This is a genomic window from Nesterenkonia sp. AY15 (assembly GCF_022565855.1).
Taxonomy (GTDB): Bacteria; Actinomycetota; Actinomycetes; order Actinomycetales; family Micrococcaceae; genus Nesterenkonia.
In genome coordinates, this window is record NZ_JAJOYV010000002.1 from 179564 (window position 1) to 198429 (window position 18866).

At 68.6% G+C, this 18866-nt stretch carries 22 protein-coding genes and 1 tRNA gene; 11 read left to right on the forward strand and 12 right to left on the reverse strand.

Annotation, left to right across the window (positions count from 1 at the left end):
- Positions 1–11 precede the first annotated feature (11 nt).
- The 4 genes from rplK to LSI54_RS04690 all read right to left on the reverse strand — a co-directional run bounded on the left by rplK (position 12) and on the right by LSI54_RS04690 (position 2113).
- Positions 12–443: a 50S ribosomal protein L11 gene (rplK, locus tag LSI54_RS04675; protein ID WP_241465397.1), complete on the reverse strand. Its 432-nt coding sequence runs from the start codon at positions 441–443 to the stop codon at positions 12–14.
- 236 nt (positions 444–679) lie between these two features.
- On the reverse strand, positions 680–1585 hold the full coding sequence (nusG, locus tag LSI54_RS04680) for a transcription termination/antitermination protein NusG (RefSeq protein WP_241477853.1): 906 nt from the start codon (positions 1583–1585) through the stop codon (positions 680–682).
- 105 nt (positions 1586–1690) lie between these two features.
- Positions 1691–2002 (reverse strand): preprotein translocase subunit SecE, encoded by a 312-nt coding sequence (gene secE, locus LSI54_RS04685; protein WP_241465399.1) that lies wholly within the window; start codon positions 2000–2002, stop codon positions 1691–1693.
- Between the two features lie 38 nt (positions 2003–2040).
- Positions 2041–2113: transfer RNA gene (locus tag LSI54_RS04690), tRNA-Trp, on the reverse strand.
- A 174-nt stretch (positions 2114–2287) separates the two neighbouring features.
- On the opposite strand from LSI54_RS04690, the gene LSI54_RS04695 reads away from it, so the two are divergent.
- The 3 genes from LSI54_RS04695 to LSI54_RS04705 all read left to right on the forward strand — a co-directional run bounded on the left by LSI54_RS04695 (position 2288) and on the right by LSI54_RS04705 (position 5423).
- Positions 2288–3502 (forward strand): pyridoxal phosphate-dependent aminotransferase, encoded by a 1215-nt coding sequence (locus tag LSI54_RS04695; RefSeq protein WP_241465400.1) that lies wholly within the window; start codon positions 2288–2290, stop codon positions 3500–3502.
- 127 nt (positions 3503–3629) lie between these two features.
- Positions 3630–4661 carry a 6-phosphofructokinase gene (locus LSI54_RS04700; RefSeq protein ID WP_241465401.1) on the forward strand — a complete coding sequence of 344 codons (1032 nt, stop codon included), beginning with the start codon at positions 3630–3632 and terminating at the stop codon, positions 4659–4661.
- A gap of 54 nt (positions 4662–4715) precedes the next feature.
- Positions 4716–5423 (forward strand): GNAT family N-acetyltransferase, encoded by a 708-nt coding sequence (locus tag LSI54_RS04705; RefSeq protein ID WP_241477854.1) that lies wholly within the window; start codon positions 4716–4718, stop codon positions 5421–5423.
- A gap of 35 nt (positions 5424–5458) precedes the next feature.
- On the opposite strand, the gene ygfZ is transcribed toward LSI54_RS04705, so the two are convergent.
- The 4 genes from ygfZ to LSI54_RS04720 form a co-directional block, all read right to left on the reverse strand.
- A complete protein-coding gene (ygfZ, locus tag LSI54_RS04710; protein WP_241477855.1) occupies positions 5459–6622 on the reverse strand; it encodes a CAF17-like 4Fe-4S cluster assembly/insertion protein YgfZ in 1164 nt (387 codons plus the stop codon).
- An 80-nt stretch (positions 6623–6702) separates the two neighbouring features.
- Positions 6703–7338, reverse strand: coding sequence for an FABP family protein (locus tag LSI54_RS04715; protein ID WP_241465404.1), 636 nt, complete (start codon positions 7336–7338; stop codon positions 6703–6705).
- Between the two features lie 60 nt (positions 7339–7398).
- Positions 7399–7533, reverse strand: coding sequence for a hypothetical protein (locus LSI54_RS12970; RefSeq protein ID WP_255727372.1), 135 nt, complete (start codon positions 7531–7533; stop codon positions 7399–7401).
- A gap of 18 nt (positions 7534–7551) precedes the next feature.
- Positions 7552–8397, reverse strand: a complete 846-nt coding sequence (locus LSI54_RS04720; protein WP_241465405.1) for a hypothetical protein — start codon at positions 8395–8397, stop codon at positions 7552–7554.
- Between the two features lie 166 nt (positions 8398–8563).
- Between LSI54_RS04720 and LSI54_RS04725 the strand changes: the two genes are divergently transcribed.
- The 8 genes from LSI54_RS04725 to asd all read left to right on the forward strand — a co-directional run bounded on the left by LSI54_RS04725 (position 8564) and on the right by asd (position 14872).
- Entirely contained in the window at positions 8564–9274 is a 711-nt protein-coding gene (locus LSI54_RS04725; RefSeq protein WP_241470579.1) for a response regulator transcription factor, read from the forward strand.
- A gap of 39 nt (positions 9275–9313) precedes the next feature.
- Complete coding sequence (mshD, locus tag LSI54_RS04730; protein ID WP_241470580.1) at positions 9314–10342, forward strand: mycothiol synthase; 1029 nt, start codon at positions 9314–9316, stop codon at positions 10340–10342.
- Positions 10343–10356: 14 nt separating this feature from the next.
- A complete protein-coding gene (locus tag LSI54_RS04735; protein ID WP_342357797.1) occupies positions 10357–11415 on the forward strand; it encodes an NUDIX hydrolase in 1059 nt (352 codons plus the stop codon).
- Between the two features lie 50 nt (positions 11416–11465).
- The gene (locus LSI54_RS04740) at positions 11466–11801 is read left to right on the forward strand and encodes a GNAT family N-acetyltransferase (RefSeq protein WP_241470581.1); all 336 of its coding nucleotides are present in this window, start codon (positions 11466–11468) and stop codon (positions 11799–11801) included.
- A gap of 81 nt (positions 11802–11882) precedes the next feature.
- Complete coding sequence (locus LSI54_RS04745) at positions 11883–12704, forward strand: thymidylate synthase (protein ID WP_241470582.1); 822 nt, start codon at positions 11883–11885, stop codon at positions 12702–12704.
- Entirely contained in the window at positions 12701–13333 is a 633-nt protein-coding gene (locus tag LSI54_RS04750; RefSeq protein ID WP_241465410.1) for a dihydrofolate reductase, read from the forward strand. Before LSI54_RS04745 ends, LSI54_RS04750 begins: the two co-directional genes overlap by 4 nt.
- Positions 13330–13626, forward strand: coding sequence for an NF038396 family protein (locus LSI54_RS04755; protein WP_241465411.1), 297 nt, complete (start codon positions 13330–13332; stop codon positions 13624–13626). The genes LSI54_RS04750 and LSI54_RS04755 overlap by 4 nt, the downstream gene beginning before the upstream one ends.
- Positions 13627–13663: 37 nt before the next feature.
- Positions 13664–14872, forward strand: coding sequence for an aspartate-semialdehyde dehydrogenase (asd, locus tag LSI54_RS04760; protein WP_255727374.1), 1209 nt, complete (start codon positions 13664–13666; stop codon positions 14870–14872).
- A gap of 76 nt (positions 14873–14948) precedes the next feature.
- On the opposite strand, the gene LSI54_RS04765 is transcribed toward asd, so the two are convergent.
- From LSI54_RS04765 to LSI54_RS04780, 4 genes are all read right to left on the reverse strand, one after another.
- On the reverse strand, positions 14949–16127 hold the full coding sequence (locus tag LSI54_RS04765) for a UDP-N-acetylmuramate dehydrogenase (protein WP_241470584.1): 1179 nt from the start codon (positions 16125–16127) through the stop codon (positions 14949–14951).
- Positions 16128–16249: 122 nt separating this feature from the next.
- Positions 16250–17110, reverse strand: coding sequence for an amino acid ABC transporter ATP-binding protein (locus LSI54_RS04770; RefSeq protein WP_241477856.1), 861 nt, complete (start codon positions 17108–17110; stop codon positions 16250–16252).
- 14 nt (positions 17111–17124) lie between these two features.
- The gene (locus tag LSI54_RS04775) at positions 17125–17919 is read right to left on the reverse strand and encodes an amino acid ABC transporter permease (RefSeq protein ID WP_241465414.1); all 795 of its coding nucleotides are present in this window, start codon (positions 17917–17919) and stop codon (positions 17125–17127) included.
- 5 nt (positions 17920–17924) lie between these two features.
- Positions 17925–18842: an ABC transporter substrate-binding protein gene (locus tag LSI54_RS04780; protein WP_241470586.1), complete on the reverse strand. Its 918-nt coding sequence runs from the start codon at positions 18840–18842 to the stop codon at positions 17925–17927.
- Positions 18843–18866 lie beyond the last annotated feature (24 nt).

Consider the following 18866-nt stretch of genomic DNA (forward strand, 5'->3'; position numbering starts at 1 on the left):
GTGAGCCCGGTTCAGCCTTCGACCGTGATGCCCATGGAGCGGGCAGTTCCGGCGACGATCTTGGAGGCCGCGGCGAGGTCGTTCGCGTTGAGGTCCTCCATCTTGGTCTGGGCGATCTCTTCGACCTGCGACCGGCTCAGCTTGCCGACCTTGTCGGTGTGCGGCACGCCTGAGCCCTTGGCCACGCCTGCGGCCTTCTTGATCAGCTCGGCGGCTGGCGGGGTCTTGGTGACGAAGGTGAAGGAGCGGTCTTCGTAGACCGTGATCTCCACAGGGATCACATTGCCGCGCTGAGCCTCAGTCGCGGCGTTGTAAGCCTTGCAGAACTCCATGATGTTGACACCGTGCTGACCGAGTGCAGGACCGATCGGCGGAGCCGGGTTAGCGGCGCCTGCCTTGATCTGCAGCTTGATCAGGCCGGAGACTCTCTTCTTCGGGGCCATGTTCAGCGTCCTTTGCTTGCGTGGTGGATTCAGGCTCTCACGCCGCTTGGGCGGCGCGAGGGCTTCAACCCTCACCTGGTGTCCCTGTGCCACAGGAGCGTGACGCAGGGGGGTGGCCATCATGGCGTGATGACCGGTTCGACGTCGCCGGTCAAAGCCACCTGCGACATCGAAAGTCTTTGATTCTCACCCGACCTGGGCCGACGACGTCGTCGGCCCAGCCACGTGAGTGAACCTCAGTAGATCTTTTCGACCTGGTTGAAGTTCAGCGTCACCGGGGTCTCACGCTCGAAGATCGAGACGAGGACCACGAGCTGACGCGAGTCTGCGTGGATCTCTGAGATGGAAGCCGGCAGGGTGGCGAAGGGGCCATCGGTGACGGTGACCGATTCGCCGATCTCGAAGTCCACCTTGATGTCCGAGGCTGCCGCGGCGGAGCCGTCTTCACCGGCGCCGTGCTTGGGTGCATCGGGCTTGCCGAGGAGGTGGTCCGAGAGCATGTCGAAGACCTCGTCGGAGCTCAGCGGGTGCGGGTCGTGGGCATTGCCCACGAATCCGGTGACTCCGGGGGTGTGGCGGACGACGCCCCAGGAGGCGTCGGTGAGCTCCATGCGGACGATCACGTAGCCCGGGATGCGCACCCGGCTCACGACCTTGCGCTGGGTGCCCTTGATCTCCACGACCTCTTCCATGGGGACCTCGATCTCGAAGATGTGGTCCTCCATGTCCTGGGTCTGGATACGGGTCTCCAGGTTGGACTTCACGCGCTTCTCGTAGCCCGCGTAGGTGTGCACCACGTACCAGTCACCGAGCTGGCGGCGCAGCGTGGACTTCAGTGCGGCGGCGCGCTCCTCGTAGGACTTCTCCTCCTCGGGCACCTCCGCGTCGGCCTCGGTCGCGACCGGCTCGTCACCCTCGCCCTCAGCCGCATCCTCGGACTGGGCGTCGGAGTCGGTCTCAGCCTCGGCGGGCGCGGCGTCAGCACCCTCGGCGTCCTCGCCGATCTCGGCTTCGGTCTGCGCGTCCGTCTCGACAGCGGCTGAGGTGTCCTCGGCCGCTTCGGTGCTCGCTGCTGACTCGGCAGCGGCATCCTGGGCGGCGTCGACCTCTTCGGTCTGCTGCGAAAGATCCTGTTCAGACACTGTTCTCCTGCTTTCCGTGGTGCTCACCGCCACACGGCGAGCTCTCGTTCACGTGGTGGATGCCCTGGCTGCGGCATCACGTCATGGTCATCTGGCGGGCCCAGTTCAGTCCTCGGCGCCGCCATCGGCTCCGGCGGGCGGCTCGATGGGCTGCTCGACGCCTCCCGTTGAGCCGAAGAGCGCCTCGGCGCCCCGGCTGAAGACCGCGTCGAAGCCGGTGACGATCCCGATCACGATGATGACGAAGACCAGCACGACCAGCGTGTAGTTGGTCAGCTCCCGCCGGGTCGGAACGACCACCTTGCGGAGCTCGTCAATGACCTGGCGGAGGAACAGCCACAGCTTCCCGAACGGGCCCTTCGGATCGCCGCCGGCAGGCGTGGAGCCCTGATCTGGCGTCGAAGGCGACTGGGACACGAAGACTCCATCTGTTCACGGTTAAGGCGGGTGCCTAGCAGGGCAGACAGGACTCGAACCTGCAACCTACGGTTTTGGAGACCGTTGCGCTACCAATTGCGCCACTGCCCTAGGGGTAACCGACCCTCCGCCACGCTACCGCATCGAGAACCGGAGCACCGGTTTCGGGGCACGATGGATCGGAGGCGCCTGAGACACCGGTAGATCACTCTACGCCCTCGGCCCGGTGCAGGACAAACCGGTAGGCTTGAACCAGTCCATGAATCCCGAAAGGATCCCTCAGACATGACTGCTCCGAACTCACGCATCTCCGACCGTATCGGCTCCATCGCCGAGTCCGCCACCCTTGCCGTGGACGCGAAGGCCAAGGCGCTGAAGGCAGCCGGTGAGGATGTCATCGGTTTCGGTGCGGGCGAGCCGGACTTCCCCACCCCGGACTACATCGTGGAAGCGGCGCGCGAAGCGGCCCTGAACCCCCGCTTCCACCGCTATTCCCCCGCCGCCGGGCTGCCCGAGCTGCGCGCCGCGGTGGCGGAGAAGACCACCCGGGACTCCGGGTACCGGATCGAGGGCGAGGCGCTGGCGCCGGCGAACGTGCTGATCACCAACGGCGGCAAGCAGGCCGTGTACAACACCTTCGCCACCCTGCTGGACCCCGGCGATGAGGTCATCCTCCCGGCTCCCTTCTGGACCACCTACCCCGAGGCCATCAAGCTGGCCGGCGGCGTGCCCGTGGACGTCTTCGCCGGGCCGGAGCAGGGCTATAAGGTCACGATGGAGCAGCTGGAGCAGACCCTGACCGAGGCCACCAAGGTGCTGGTCTTCGTCTCCCCCTCCAACCCCACCGGCGCGGTGTACTCCGCCGAGGAGGTCCGCGAGATCGGCCGCTGGGCGGCGGAGAAGGGCCTGTGGGTGGTCACCGACGAGATCTACGAGCACCTCACCTACGACGACGCCGAGTTCACCTCCATCGCCGCCGTCGAGGAGCTGGCCGATCAGGTGGTGATCCTCAACGGAGTCGCCAAGACCTACGCGATGACCGGGTGGCGCGTGGGCTGGATGGTGGGTCCGACCGACGTCATCAAGGCCGCGGCGAACCTGCAGTCCCATGCCACCAGCAACGTCGCCAACGTCTCACAGATGGCCGCGCTGGCCGCCGTCGAAGGTCCGCTGGATGCGGTCAACGAGATGAAGACCGCCTTCGACCGACGACGCCGTGCCATCGTCAGCGGGCTCAATGAGATCACCGGGTTCTCCTGCCCCACCCCGGAAGGCGCCTTCTACGCCTATGTCGATGTCCGCGAGGCGCTGGGCCGTGAGATCGCCGGTCGCACGCCGCAGACCTCCGCGGAGCTGGCCGAGCTGATCCTGGAGGAGGCCAAGGTCGCCGTCGTCCCGGGTGAGGCCTTCGGTCCCAGCGGATTCCTGCGCCTGTCCTACGCGCTGGGCGATGAGGACCTGGCCAAGGGGCTGCGTCGGCTCCAGGACCTGCTCGGCTGATGAGCGCAGCCCCGCCCGGCTGATGCCTCCCGTCGGGCGGGACCCCATAGACTGGGCGCAGCAACCTGCCGAGGAAGTCAGGCCTGAGATTTTTCCTGGAATCCATGAAGGGACGAGCTGAATCATCATGCGCATCGGACTGCTCACCTCCGGCGGCGACTGCCCCGGCCTGAACGCCGTCATCCGCTCCGCCGTGCTCCACGGCATCAAGAGCTACGGCGACGAGTTCGTCGGCTTCAAGGGCGGCTGGCGCGGCCTCATCGAGGGCGACTACATCGACCTGCCCCGGCAGTCCGTGCGCGGTCTCTCCCGTCAGGGCGGCACGATCCTCGGCACCTCGCGGACCCACCCGTACAACCACCCGGGCGGCGGACCGGAGAACATGGCCAAGCAGCTCAAGCGCCACGACGTCGACGCCGTCATCGCCATCGGCGGCGAGGGCACCCTGGCCGGGGCCAAGCGTCTGGCCGATGACGGGATCCCGGTGGTCGGGGTGCCGAAGACCATCGACAACGACCTCAAGGCCACCGACTACACCTTCGGCTTCGACACGGCGGTCTCCATCGCCACCGATGCGATGGATCGGCTGCGCACCACCGGGGAGTCCCACCACCGCTGCATGGTCGCCGAGGTCATGGGCCGCAACGTCGGCTGGATCGCGCTGCACTCCGGCATGGCCGCCGGAGCCCACGCCATCCTGATCCCGGAGCACAAGGTCTCCATGGACCAGGTCTGTGAATGGGTCGAGCAGGTCCACTCCCGCGGACGCTCCCCGCTGGTGGTCGTCGCCGAGGGATTCATCCCCGAAGACGCCGAGGAGGCGCTGGCAGGCAAGGGCGAAGAGTCCGACGGTCGCCCGCGGCTGGGCGGCATCGGGGACTGGGTGACTCGGCAGATCGAGTCCAAGACCGGCATCGAGTCGCGCAACACCACCCTGGGCCACATCCAGCGCGGCGGAAACCCCACCGGCTATGACCGGGTGCTCGCCACCCGCTTCGGCATCCGCGCCCTGGACCTCGTGCACGAACAGGCCTGGGGCCACATGGCGGCGCTGCGCGGCACCGAGATTCTCCAGGTCGATCTCGCCGAGGCGCTGGACGGGCTCAAGACCGTGCCCCCCGAGCGCTACAACGAGGCCCAGATCCTCTTCGGCCGCTGAACCGTTGCCCCGGACCGCGGCGCAGGACGCACCCTCCATGCTGAGCCTCCTCCCGTGAGCCTGGCGGACCATACGCGCAGCATCATCGCGCTGGCGTGGGCACGGATGATCGGCCTCGGCGATGAGGAGCTGCTCGGCGCGGGATCCCATCACGAGGTCATCGCCGCAGACGGCTCCGCGGTGGCCTTCCTGCGACTCTTCGATCACACCGTTCTCAGCGGACCCGCCGAGGTGCTGCGCCATGCCCGCCGGCGCGACGACGCCGAGCTCGCCGATGAACGCCGGCTCCTGGAGCTCTCGCGTCGGCACGCCCCGGGCGCGCGCAGCCTGGGTGCGGCGAACCTGCTCTACGCCGAGGAGCCGGCCGCCCTGGGCGCCGCGCAGCGCGGGGCGGTCTCCTTCGATCCGGAACATGTGCGCGCAGTGCTCGCCGCCTCACCGGCCGATGACGTGCAGGCCTCAGGGATCGCCGCGGCGCCCTGGAGCGCAGCGCTGGTGGATGAGGGCACCGGCACGGCGCTCGGCGCCGCCGGGCGGGAGCTCTGGGCCGGGATGCTGGGCCAGCTGGGGGTCCTCACGGTGCCCGATCAGCGCCGTGCCGGGGTCGGGCTGCAGCTGGCCGCGGTGGCGGCGGAGGAGGCATTCAGCGAGGGACTCGTCCCGCAGTGGCGGGCCCGCACCGAGTCCGTCGGCTCGCTGCGCATCGCCGCGGCGCTGGGGTTCAGCCCCGCCGGCTCACAGACCACCGTGGTCTTCGACTGAGCCTCCAGCTCAGCGAGACCTGCTGGGCGACCTGCTCAGCGGCGCTGTCCGCGCAGGAAGTCCCCCTTGGGACGCCCCACGGCCTGTCCGGCGTCGGGACGGACGATGACCTCCTGGGCCGCCGCGTAGAAGGTCGCAGAATCTGCGTCGCCGTCGCGCACCACCAGCTGCAGCGCCGGGTCCACCTTGCGCTTGACCAGCGCCAGCGCGATCGGGCCCATCTCGTGGTGCCGCGCCACCGAGGTGACCCTCCCCACCGGGCGCTCCCCGGCCAGCTCGGCCGGGGAGGCCCCTGGGGCGGCGGCCAGGATGTCTGAACCGATCGCCGGAAGCGTGTGCTCGCTGCCGTCGAGGTGCAGGAACACCAGGCGGCGCGGTGGATGGCCGAGGTTGTGAACCCGCGCCACGGTCTCCTGACCCTTGTAGCAGCCCTTGCTCAGATGCACGGCGGTGCGGATCAGGTCCAGCTCGTGCGGGATCGTCTTCTCATCGACCTCGCGGGCCAGGCGGGGTCGCCAGGCGGCGACGCGCAGCGCCTCGGCCGCCATGGTGCCGGCGAGGATCCATCCGGCCTGTTCGAGCCCGTCGATCGTGGCTTCCAACGAGGTCCGCGGCACCACGTGCAGCCGCCAGGACCAGTCCGCGCCAGGGTGGTCCGCCTCGTCGACCTGGGCGTAGCTGGCCGCGCCGGGACCGAGCTTCGGCCACGGGTCCGCCCAGCCGATGACGACCTCACCGGAGGCTGAGGCGGGCAGCGGTGCGGTGGAGCCGAGCACCGCGTAGTCGGCGGTGCGGTCGGCGATCTCCACCCGGAGCATGAACTTCATCGAGTCGAGCCACTGGGCCAGCACCCCGCCGTGTGAGTTCTCGGTGATCAGCCAGACGGTCTCACCGTCGTCGACCACCGCCGCATCGTGTTCGATGCGCCCGGAGATGTCCAGCAGCAGCAGCTCGGTGGGCTCCCCCGGCTTGAGTCCGGCGATCTCCTGGGAGGACAGCGTGGTCAGCCAGGTCAGCCGGTCGGGCCCGGAGACCGTGACCACGCTGCGCTGGGAGAGATCGACGACGGCGGCGCCACGGGCCAGTGCGCGCTGCTCCCGGGTGGGGTCGCCGTAGTGTGCGGCCACCGCGGCGTCGTCACCGCCGTCAGCGACGGCGCCGGCGCGGTTCAGCAGGGGTGACTTCGAGTTCTCATCCACGGGCGGACTCCTTGTTCGTTGCGGCGAGCGCGCAGGGCGCACGGCGCGGGGCACCTGCCAGGGGCAGGCGAGAGCGAGGCTCAGGCGGTGCGCTTGGCGCTGACCTCGTCGGCGGAAGCCGTGCGGTCGAGGATCGCGGAGGCGTGGGGAACCATCTCCCCATCGGCGGCGCGAAGATCCCAGCGCCAAAACAGCTGGCTGTTCACCAGTCCGAACATCCGCGAGGCACCCGGATATTCCGCAGCGTGCTCCCCGCGCATCACCGCGTCGGTGGCCAGGTGCAGCTGCGGGCCCTTGATCTTGCCGTAGTAGAGCTCCGAGATGCTGCCCGGATGGGTGATGGTGGCGGTGATCGCAAAGGATCCGTCCTGCTCCGCGAGCTGGTCGACCTCGGCCGCGCTCTTGTACGCGGGCACCACGTCCGCCGGGTCCAGGCCGGGGCCGACATCGGCGTCGGTGCGGGCCCGGTCCAGCGACCAGAAGCCGGTCTCCACCGAGAGCGGACGCAGCCGTGCACCCGCCTCATCGGCGAGCCAGGTCTCGGCGCGGTACTCGACGAACTCCAGGCCGGTGTCACGGAATGTGACGTCCTGGGTGAAGATCGGATCGTCCTGCTCTCCCGAGCCCAGGCGGCCTTGACCGCGCCAGCTGCCGAGCAGCCAGTAGAGCGGGGCCAGCTCCGGGGTCAGGTCGGTGGGAAGCTCCATCGGGGCCATCGGCTCAGCTCCTCAGCGCGCGGTCGACACTGGGCTGTGTCTCGGTGCGGTGCAGGCGGATCAGCGCTGACCCTTGTACAACCGGGAGATGACGGTCCAGGAGATGCCGGCGATCATCAGCGTCACCAGGACCAGCAGCCCGATGAAGAAGATCTCCAGTGCGAGCAGTGAGACGTTCTGCAATGCGAGGTTCATGGGTGAAAGTGTACAACTTCACACCAGCAGAAGACGCTCCGTGAAGTAGGTCAGCGCGCCCATGGCCGCGATCGGGGCTGCGCCGACCGCAATTCCGGAGAGAATCCCCTGTGGCGGACCCTGTGCGAGGAGGAAGCGGCGGAAGGAGGCGAGCAGCAGTCCGGCCACCAGCCCGAGCGTCCCGGCGAAGAGCAGGGTCAGCTCACCCCAGGCCAAGGTCATCCCGATGGCGGCCCCGACGCTTCCCAGGACCACCAGGAGCATGGCCCACGCATTGGGCAGCGGAATCGCGGCGAGCAGGGTCGCGATGATCAGCGCACCCGCGGCCAGCGTCACCACGGCAAGCTCCCCGGACGCTCCGGTGACGGCCAGCAGGGTGGTGTCCTCCACCGGCAGCAGACCGCGCACGGCGAGGATCCCTCCGGCGTCGTCTCCCCCGTTTGCTCCTGCCAGCTCCACCGGGTAGCGCAGACCGGCCACCCAGCCGGCTCCGGTGGTGGCGATCAGCACCCCGGCGCAGGCTCCGATGGTGGACTCCAGCCGGTGCGGCCTTCCGGTGCCGCGCAGGACCTGGATCAGGAAGACGCTCATGACGCCGAAGGCCAGTGCCACGGAGGACCAGAAGAAGAGGTCACCGGCGGTCCCCACGATGCCGGCGCCGAGGGCCGCGACGACTCCGGCGCAGGCGATGACGGCGGAGAGCGAGCGTCGGGCCGAGACTCCCATCAGCTGGGGCCACCCCAGCGCGATGAGGATCGAGAGCCCACAGACCACCAGGGTCATAGCGATGGTCCCGGCCCAGGAGGCCAGGGCGAGCGCTGTGGCTGCGAGCAGGGCGGAGGCTGCCACTGGGATGTACTTCACAACAGGCCATCCTAGAGGTCCGCGCTTCGCACGTCGCATATACTCAACCCCGGATCGCTGAATCGCGTTTCCACATTGTGCAATCACCGGCGTTGAAGACCGCAATCACCGTTGACGACCCTGCGGGACCCGGTGAAGATGATGGCCCGAGGGGAAGGAGTCATGCATGGCCCAGGTTCTGCTGCTCTCAGACACCCCCGACGACGCACTGCCGCCACTGGGGCTTCTCACCCACCGGATCCGCACGTTCCCCGCCGAGGCCTCCTCCATCGTGCGGGCTCCCAATGTGGATGTGACGCTGATCGATGCGCGCACCAAGCTTGCCCACGCCCGCTCCCTGTGCCAGCTGGTGAAGTCCTCGATGCTCTCCCCGGTGCTGGTGATCGTCACCGAGGCGGGCCTGGCCACGCTGAACGAGTCCTGGCAGGCCGATGACTTCATCCTCGACGAGGCCGGCCCGGGCGAGATCGATGCCCGGATCAGGCTCGCGGCGGTGGAGACCGCGGAGGAGACCCCGGTCGGAGAGATCCGCGCCGGCGGGATCACCATCGATGAGACGACCTATATGGCCACGATCAACGGCCGCCTGCTGAACCTCACCTATAAAGAGTTCGAGCTGCTCAAGCACCTGGCTCTGCACCCGGGTCAGGTCTTCACCCGCGACCGGCTGCTCCACGATGTCTGGGGCTACGACTACTTCGGCGGCACCCGCACCGTCGACGTCCACATCCGACGCCTGCGCGCCAAGCTCGGGCCCGACCACGAGTCACTGATCGGCACGGTGCGCAATGTCGGCTACCGACTGGTGATCGGCGGTTCAGACACCGCCGGCCCCGCCGACGATGACCGGCGCGTCGCCGGCGCGGACGCCGCCTGAGCCGATGACCTGAGGGTTCGGCTCCGCTACAGTGAGCCCATGAACCCAGGCGATGTCACCCCAGAAGGTACCGAGCCGGCCGTGGTCGAGCTCAGCGACGGCGCACCCGATGCCGACCTGCACCACGCGCTGCTCGAGCTGGCCGCCGTCTCCACCGAGGCCGACGCCAACCCGCCGTTCTCGGAACAGACGCTCGTAGAGCTGCACCGCGCCGCCGACCGGCGCGAGGCCGCGTCCGCTGAGACTGCCGCCTCCCAGGAAGCGAACCGCAGTCCGCTGCGCATCGCCTACGCCTGGACCGATGCCCAGCCCGACTCGCGGCTGCTCGCCGGGGCCGGCGTCGTCGTCGAGGGCGCGGAGGGAGTCCCCGACGTGCTGGAGATGGTGGTCCGTCCAGACTGCCGGCAGCGCGGGATCGGCACAGCGCTGGTGGAGGCGCTCACCGCAGACGTGCTCTCGCCCGCGGCCGGTCGGGTGCAGCGGGCCTGGGCCCACGGCGAGCACGACGCCGCCGCCCGGCTCGCCCGGCGCTTCGGCTGGACCCCCGTCCGAGAGCTCTGGCGGATGCGACTCACCGACCTCGATGAGGCACCCTCCCCCGAGCTGCCAGAGACCATCACCGTGCGCAGCTTCCGCCCCGGTGAGGACGATCAGGCCTGGCTGACTGCGAATGCGGCCGCCTTCGCAGATCACCCCGAGCAGGGCCGGCTCACCCTGGAGGATCTGCATGCCCGGATGGCCGAGGACTGGTTCGACCCGGAGGGATTCCTGCTGGCCTGGGAGGGCGAGGAGCTCGTCGGGTTCCACTGGACCAAGGTCCAGGGCGCCGAGCTCGGCGAGGTCTACGTGGTCGGCGTCGTGCCCGGCGCCCGCGGCCGTGGGCTCGGCCGCAGCCTCACCCTGGCCGGGATCGAACATCTGCACCGAGCGGGCCTGGCCGCCATCATGCTCTACGTGGACGCCGACAACACCGCCGCGGTGGAGCTGTACAAGAAGCTCGGATTCACCAAATGGGACGCCGACACCATGTACGCCCCGACCGTGGAGCCCGCCGCCGAACCAGCCTGATATCTTGGTCTCTCGTGAGCTCCTCCGAGACCATGAGCAAGGTCCCCCGCCGCAGAACTGTCACGGTCTCCGATGACGGGCTCGACGCCGAGATACTCGCCGCCGGCGCACTGTGCTGGCGGCTCCGCCGCGGCGAGCTCGAGGTCCTGGTGATCCACCGGCCCCGCTATGACGACTGGTCCTTCCCCAAGGGGAAGCTCGATGAGGGTGAGACCCTCCCGGAGTGCGCGGTCCGCGAGGTCCGTGAGGAGATCGGGCTCAAGGTCAGGCTCGGAATGCCGCTGCCGATCACCCGTTATTCCGTGGGCAAGTCGCGCGGAGCCAAGAACGGCAGTGGAAACGGCAACGGCAACGGCAACGGCAACGGCAATGGCGGCAAGGACAAGGCCGTCTGGTACTGGGCCGCCCAGGTCGCTGAGGGCTCTCCGATCCCCGACGGCGATGAGGTGGACGAGACCGCCTGGGTCAGCGTGGACCGAGCCCGGGAGATGCTGACCAACCGCGGTGACGTGCTGCCGCTGGACGAGCTTGCCCGCCTCCACGACGACCAGCGGCTGCATACCCTGCCCTTCATCGTTCTGCGCCATGCCAAGGCCAAGCCGCGCTCCTCCTGGTCCCGCGCCGAGTCGGAGCGCCCGCTGGCGGCCACCGGCAAGCGTCAGGCCCGGGCGGTGGAGCGGCTGCTGGTCTGTTGGCGCCCGCGACATCTGGAGTCCAGCCCCTGGCAACGCTGCGCTGAGACCATCGCGCCCTACGTCAAGGCCCATCGAAACCGCGCCACGTACCGGAAATCGCTCACCGAGAAGCGCGCCGAGGCCCACCCGGAAAGGACCCGGACCCGGGTCCGCCGCTGCCTGGAGCTGCTGCTGCCGACGCTGATCTGCAGCCACCGTCCGGTCCTTCCGCTGATCCTGGACACCATGGGCAGCTGGCTGCAGGACCCGGACCTGCTGCGGGCCATCCCGGATGAGGACCCCTATCTGCGCCCCGGCGCGGTTCTGGTGGCGCAGCAGGCCATGGACCGCGGTGGAGAGATCGTCTCGATCGAGGTCTACGAGCCGTTCGAGGACTGACCGCTGGCGGGACTCCTGACAATGTCGGGCCGTGACGGTAGTCTCATTGCATGAGTGCGCCGAAGAACGTTCACCCGACCGCCGAGCTCAACATCGACGAGGACCGAGGCCGGGCCGAGCTCTGGGACACGATCAACGGACGCCGCACCTTCATCGGGTTCATCGGATTCACCCCCGAGACGCTCCGCGGCCAGGAGGTCACCCTCCTGCAGCACACCATCGTCCACCCCCAGCACGGCAGGCAGGGCTACGCCCGCTGCCTGGTCACCCTGCTGCTGGACCAGCTCCAGGCCGAGGGCAGGCTCTTCGCCTCCGAGTGCACCTACGTGGATGCCTACCTGCACCGCTACCCCGAATACCGCACCCTGCAGGCCACGTTCTCCTGAACTGCGGCACGCGGGTCCAGCCGCCGAACGGCCCGAACCCGCTGACAGCTCGGCCCGCTCCGACGCTCAGGCCCCGCAGGTATGCTGTGGTGCGTGAACTCGACGATCCCCACCCCGTACGAGGACCTGCTCGCAGACGTGCTGAACGTCGGCACCGCCAAGTCTGACCGCACCGGAACCGGCACCAGAAGTGTCTTCGGGCGCCAGATCCGGTTCGATCTCGCGGAGTCCTTCCCTCTGATCACCACCAAACGAGTGCACTTCAAGTCCGTGGCGCTGGAGCTGCTCTGGTTCCTGCGCGGAGATTCCAATGCGCGCTGGCTGCAGGAGCGCGGCGTGCGGATCTGGAACGAATGGGCAGGCGAGGACGGCGAGCTCGGCCCGATCTATGGCGTGCAGTGGCGCTCCTGGCCCAGCCCCTCGGGTGAGGACATCGATCAGATCGAGCAGCTCATCACCTCGCTGAAGACGAACCCTGATTCCCGACGCCACGTGGTGAGCGCCTGGAACCCGGCACAGATCGATGAGATGGCGCTGCCGCCCTGCCACATCATGTTCCAGTTCTATGTGGCCGACGGTCGGCTCTCCTGCCAGCTGTATCAGCGCAGCGCCGACATGTTCCTCGGAGTGCCCTTCAACATCGCCTCCTACGCGCTGCTCACGAGGATGGTCGCCCAGCAGGTAGGGCTTGCCCCCGGTGAGTTCATCTGGACCGGTGGGGACTGCCACATCTATGACAACCACGTGGCGCAGGTGCGTGAACAGCTCTCCCGCGCCCCCTACCCCGCACCCACCCTGGCGATCACCCGCACCCCGGACTCGATCTTCGACTACGAGTTCGAGGACTTCGAGGTGCGCGACTACCAGCACCACCCCGCCATCAAGGCCGCCGTCGCTGTATGAGCATCCGCTCCATCGCGGCCGATATCGGCATGATCTGGGCGCAGACCCACACCGGGGTCATCGGCGACGCCGGGACCATGCCCTGGCACCTGCCCGAGGACCTGGCGCACTTCAAGGCCACCACCCGCGGCGCCCCGGTGGTCATGGGTCGCCGCACCTGGGAATCCTTCCCGGCCAAGTACCGCCCGCTCCCGGGCCGGCAGAACATCGTGATCACCGCCGATCAGCGCGCCGCAGAACAGATCCGCGCGCTGGGCGGGCACCCCGTGGCCAGTCTCGACGAAGGACTTGAGATCGCCTCGGCCTCGAGAGCCGAGAAGATCTGGATCATCGGCGGCGGCCGGGTCTACGCCGAGACCGTGGACCGACGAATCGCGGACCTCGCGGTCATCACCGTGATCCAGAGCGAGGTCTCCGGTGACACCTCGGCCCCGACCCTGACTCCGGAATGGGAGCTGACCCAGCGCGAGCCTGCCGCAGGAACGCACCAGGGCGCCGACGGGCTGAGATACCACATCGAGACCCACCGACGCCGCGGCGGCCCCGCTGAGCGGCACACGACCACCTCCGGGGCCTCGTCCACCTGCCACGACACACCCGCACCCGCACCCGACGGAAGCCCGAGATGACCGAGACCTCCCCACCCGCCCCGAACGCGCACAAAGCCTCCCAGGCCAGCTCCACCAATCTGATGATGCTGGGCCTCGGCGGCTACCTCATCCTGCCGTTCCTGGCCCTGTTCACCGTGACCCTGGGCTTCGTCCTGGTGCTCAATGACCGGATCATCCCGGGCCTGGTCTTCCTGTTCGTCGCGCAGCTCTGGGTGGCCGGCGGGCTGTGGGCTCATCTGTCGCGCCGTCGTCTGCTGCAGGAGATCAAAGAAGCCAGGAAGTCCGAGGAAGCCCCCGGCGTCGAGAAGTGACCCTGACGCGCTGAGCCGACTCCGCTACCCTGGAGGCATGACTTCTGCAGTGAACTCCTCCGTGTCCCCTGCCCTCTCCGCCGTGCCAGGCGAGACCCCCTCGGTGGGTCTGATCGGCTGGCGCGGCATGGTCGGCTCGGTGCTGATCACGCGCATGCTCGAGGAGGGGGACTTCGCCCACATCAACCCGGTCTTCTTCTCCACCTCCAACGCCGGAGGCCAGGCACCGAGCTTCGCGGGCGTCACGCCCGAGGAGACCACCCTGCAGGACGCCTTCGATCTGGACACGCTGGTGAAGCTGCCGATCATCGTCACCGCCCAGGGCGGCGACTACACCTCCGAGGTCTACCCCAGGCTGCGCCAGGCCGGCTGGGACGGGATCTGGATCGACGCCGCCTCCACCCTGCGCATGGCCGAGACCTCGATCATCGCGCTGGACCCGATCAACCGCGACGTCATCGACGCCGGGCTTGCCGCTGGCGTGAAGGAGTTCATCGGCGGCAACTGCACGGTCTCGAACATGCTGATGGGCCTGGGCGGGCTCTTCACCAACGACCTGGTCGAATGGGGCACCGCCATGACCTACCAGGCGGCCTCCGGCGGCGGCGCGAAGCACATGCGCGAGCTGCTGAACCAGTTCGGCACGCTGCACTCCGCCGTCGCCGAGGAGCTCAGCGACCCCGCGGCCGCCATCCTGGACATCGACCGCGCGGTGCTCCACGCCCAGCGCAACGACCTCGACGCCACCCAGTTCGGCGTCCCGCTGGCCGGTTCGCTGATCCCCTGGATCGACGCCGATCTGGGCAACGGCGTGGCCAAGGAGGAGTGGAAGGCCGGGGTGGAGACGAACAAGATCCTGGGCCGCGGCGACAATCTGGCCCCCGGGGTCACCTCCCGCGGCGCGGCAGTGCCATTCGACTCGCTCTGCGTCCGGGTGGGCGCGCTGCGCTCACACTCCCAGGCGCTGACGCTGAAGCTGCGCGAGGACCTTCCGCTGGCCGAGATCGAAGCGATCGTGGCCTCGGGCACCGAATGGTCCAGCTTCGTCCCGAACGAGAAGGAAGCCACCGTGGCGCAGCTGACCCCGGTGGCCGCCACCGGCTCGCTGGACATCCCGGTGGGGCGGATCCGCAAGCTCGAGATGGGCCCGGAGTACATCTCCGCGTTCACGGTGGGCGACCAGCTGCTCTGGGGCGCGGCGGAGCCGCTGCGCCGGATGCTGCTGATCGCGGTCGGCAAGCTCTGAGCCCTTCCGTCGCGGAGCGTCTGAGGCCGCCTCTGCAGAGCTTCAGCGCCCGGCTCGGCAGACCTGAGGTCTGCTGCTAGAGCGCGTGTCCGATCAGCACCGGCTCTTCGTGCATCGTGATGCCGAAGGCCGTGCTGACCTGGTCACGGGCGGCGCGGGCGACCGCGAGCAGGTCATCGGTGGTCGCGGAGCCTCGATTGGTGACCGCCAGCGTGTGCTTGGTGGAGAGCGCTGCGCGGCCCCCGGCGATGCCGGTCCCCTGCGCCCCGCGCCCGGCCGCCGGCCCGTCGGGCAGGCCGAACCCCTTGCCGCAGCCGGCGTTGTCGATCAGCCAGGCGGCTGAGAGCTTCACCAGCGGGGCGCCCGCTTCGTCGACTCCGGCGGAGAACTGCGGCGCCCCGTTCGGAAGCGCCGCGGCGACCTCGCGCGGAACGATCGGGTTGGTGAAGAAGGACCCGGTGGACCAGGTGTCATGGTCGCCCTCGCGCAGCACCATGCCTTTGCCCTCGCGCAGTCGCAGCACCGTGCTGCGGACCTCTTTCAGCGGGGCGCGGCGCTCGTGGTCTGCGCTCTCGGCGTCAAGGCCGAGGGTCCGGGCCAGCTCGCCGTAGCGCACCGGGGCCGAGAGCCCATCGGGGCGGTTCTGCAGCATGAACCGGACCTGCAGCACCACGTAGCGGGGTGAGCCATGCACGGTGGTCTGCTTCAGCACCGAGTCGCGGTAGCCGAACTGCAGCTCGGCGTTGGTGAAGCGCACCAGCTCGCCGCGTGCCCGGTCCCAGGCCTGGATGTCTTTGAGGGTGTGGGCCACATCAGCGCCGTAGGCGCCCACGTTCTGCACCGGCACCGCACCGGTGGCGCCGGGGATCCCGGACAGCGCCTCCAGCCCGGTGAGGCCGCGTGCCACGCTGAATCGGACGACGTCGTCCCAGTTGTGTCCTGCGGCGACGGTGAGCAGCACATCCCGGTCGCCGTGGAACTCGGTGCTGATCCCCTGGAACGCCAGCTGCAGCACGGTGCCGGGGAACCCGTCCTCGGTCACCAGCAGGTTCGATCCGCCGCCCAGGACGATGAGGGTGTCCTCGCCGCGCTCGCGGGCTGCGTGCTCTGGCAGCGGGTGCTGCCGAAGCACCTCCAGCGCCTGCTCCTGGGTGTCTGCCCGGATCCATCGACCGGCGGGGCCGCCGACGCGGGCAGTGGTGTGATCCCTGAAACGACGGGGCCACGCGAGGGGGGAGGTATCAACACTGGTCACAGACGAGAAGCCTACCCGGCGTCGCTGAAATGGGCATCTGCGCCCTGTGCGCCGTGGATCACCTTCCCGAGATAGGCCCCCGCGGGTCGCCCGGAGCAGGCGCCCGGGCGTCTCCCTCTCGGCTACTCGCCGAGAGGGTTCAGCACCCGGCGCAGGAAGTCCCGGGTGCGCGGCTGCTGAGGATCCCCGATGACTGCGGTCGCCGGGCCCTCCTCGACCACGAGACCCTGGTCCATGAAGACGACCCGGTCTGCGACCTCGCGGGCGAAGCCCATCTCGTGGGTCACCACGAGCATGGTCATGCCGGCCTGGGCGAGCTTGCGCATGCTGGCGAGCACGTCGCCGACGGTCTCAGGGTCCAGCGCGGAGGTGGGCTCGTCGAAGAGCATCAGCTGCGGCTTCATGGTCAGCGCCCTGGCGATGGCCACCCGCTGCTGCTGACCGCCCGAGAGCTGGTCGGGGCGGCGCTCGGAGAGGTGCTGGAGCCCGACGGCGTCCAGCTGTGCCAGCGCCTCGGTCTCTGCCTCGGCCTTGGACTGGCCCAGCACCCGCCGCGGGGTGATGGTGCAGTTCTCCAGCACGCTCAGATGGGGGAAGAGGTTGAACTGCTGGAAGACCATGCCGATCTGCCGGCGCATGGCGTCGAGATTGACGTCCGCATGGGTCGCCTCGTGCTCACCGACGGTGATCGTCCCCGCATTGGGGGTCTCCAGCCGGTTCACGCAGCGCAGCAGCGTGGACTTGCCGGAGCCGGATGCTCCGATCAGACAGACGACCTCACCCGGAGCCACGCTCATGTCTATGCCCTTGAGCACCTCGTTGTCCCCGAAGGACTTGTGCAGACCGGTGATGGTCACCCCGGCGGCGGAAGTGCTGCGCGCGCCGGGCACGCCCTTGGCTGAGGCGGTGTCCGGGGCCGTGGACCCCGACGTCTCGGCCTGACTCTGACTCTGGCCCTGGCTCTGGCTCTGGCTCTGGCTCATATTCGCGTCCATCTCTACTTCTTCCCCGTCCGGGGGGTGCGGTGCTCCATGCGGCGAGCCAGCAGCGACAGCGGCACGGTGAGCAGCAGGTAGCAGAATCCGGCGACCACCAGCGGGGTCAGCCCCGCCTGGTAGATGTTGATTCCGTCGCGACCCATCTTGGTCAGCTCGGCGGCGCCGCCGGCCATGCCGACCACGAAGATCAGCGAGGAGTCCTTGGTGAGCAGGATCGCCTCATTGGTCAGCGGGGGCAGCACGATCCTGAAGGCCTGCGGGATCTGGATGGTGACCATGGCGCGCCAGGCGGGCATGCCCAGCGCGCGGGCGGCCTCCAGCTGGCCCTTGGGCACGGCCTGAAGGCCTGCCCGGAGGGTCTCTGCGATGTAGGCGCTGGCCACGATGGCCAACGCTGAACCGGCGATCTGCAGGGTGGAGAGGTTCCACCCGAAGGCCAGCGACGCACCGAAACCGAGCGCGATGAACACCAGGATCGCAGGGATGCCTCGGAAGAACTCGATGTACGCGGTGGCCAGCCACCGGTAGATCGGGAACGAGGACATCCGCATCAGCGCCAGCAGCGTTCCGCCGAGCAGACCGAAGACGAAGCCCACCACCGTGTACTGCACGGTGTTGACCAGTCCCACGGTGATGATCTCCGGGAACATCGGTCCGATGCTCTCGACGGCGAAGAAGCTGCTGCGGATCGCTGTCCAGTCGATGAGGATGGCCAGCACGATCACGACTGCAAGGAATATCCCTGCCTGGATCCCGAGGCTCAGGCGCGCTCGGTCACGGGTTGTCATTGCCATGAGGGTTATTCGTCGCCCTCGTCCTCGGTGGCCGCGTCCTCAGCGGGCTCCTCGTCGGCAGCCTCCTCGTCCGCGTCACCCTCTTCAGGAGTGTCGCCCTCGCGGAACCAGCGGTCCTCGAGCTCTTCCATACCGCCGGAGGCGTCCAGCTCGGCGAGGACCTCGTTGACCGCAGTGATCAGCTGATCGTTGCCGGTGGCCACGGCAATTCCGAGCTGCTCACCGGTGTCGATCTCCTCGATGAACTCCGACGTGTCTGATTCGCCGGCCTGGTAGCCCAGGATGGAGATGTTGCCGATTGCGGCCTCCACCTGACCTGAGTCGAGGCCCTGGATCAGCAGGCCGGAGTCGCTGTACTCGCGCACCTCATAACCCTGCTCCTGGGCGTAGTCAGCGCCGGTGGTCTCGGTCTGCACACCCACGGTGAGGCCTTCAAGGTCATCCAGCGAGCTGACTTCAGCCTCGGTGGCGGCGAGCAGGCCAAGGTTGTCGTCGAGGTAGGGCTCGGAGAAGAGCATGTTGCCCGCTCGCGCCTCGGTGATGGTCATGCCGGAGATCGCCAGGTCGCAGGTGCCGGCGTCCAGTGCCACACCGGACTGGATGCCCTCGAATCCGGTCTGCACGACCTCCAGGTCGGCGTCCAGCGCGTCGGCGATGACCTCGGCGATGTCGATGTCGAAGCCGACGACATCGCCCTCGCCGTCGTAGTACTCGAACGGCGGGTAGGGAACATCGGAGCAGACCTGCAGGGTGCCCTCGTTGTTCAGCTCGACGTCGCCGAGATCGAGGTCCACGGTGATCTCGTTCTGCGGCTCGGCCTCGAGGGTCTCGCCACCTTCTTCACTGTCGCCACAGGCGGTCAGCAGAAGCGCTGCCAGCGCGGAGGCGCCTACGGCCTTGGCCGCGGTCTTATGCTTGGGCATATTTGGATCCTTAGGTTGATCAGC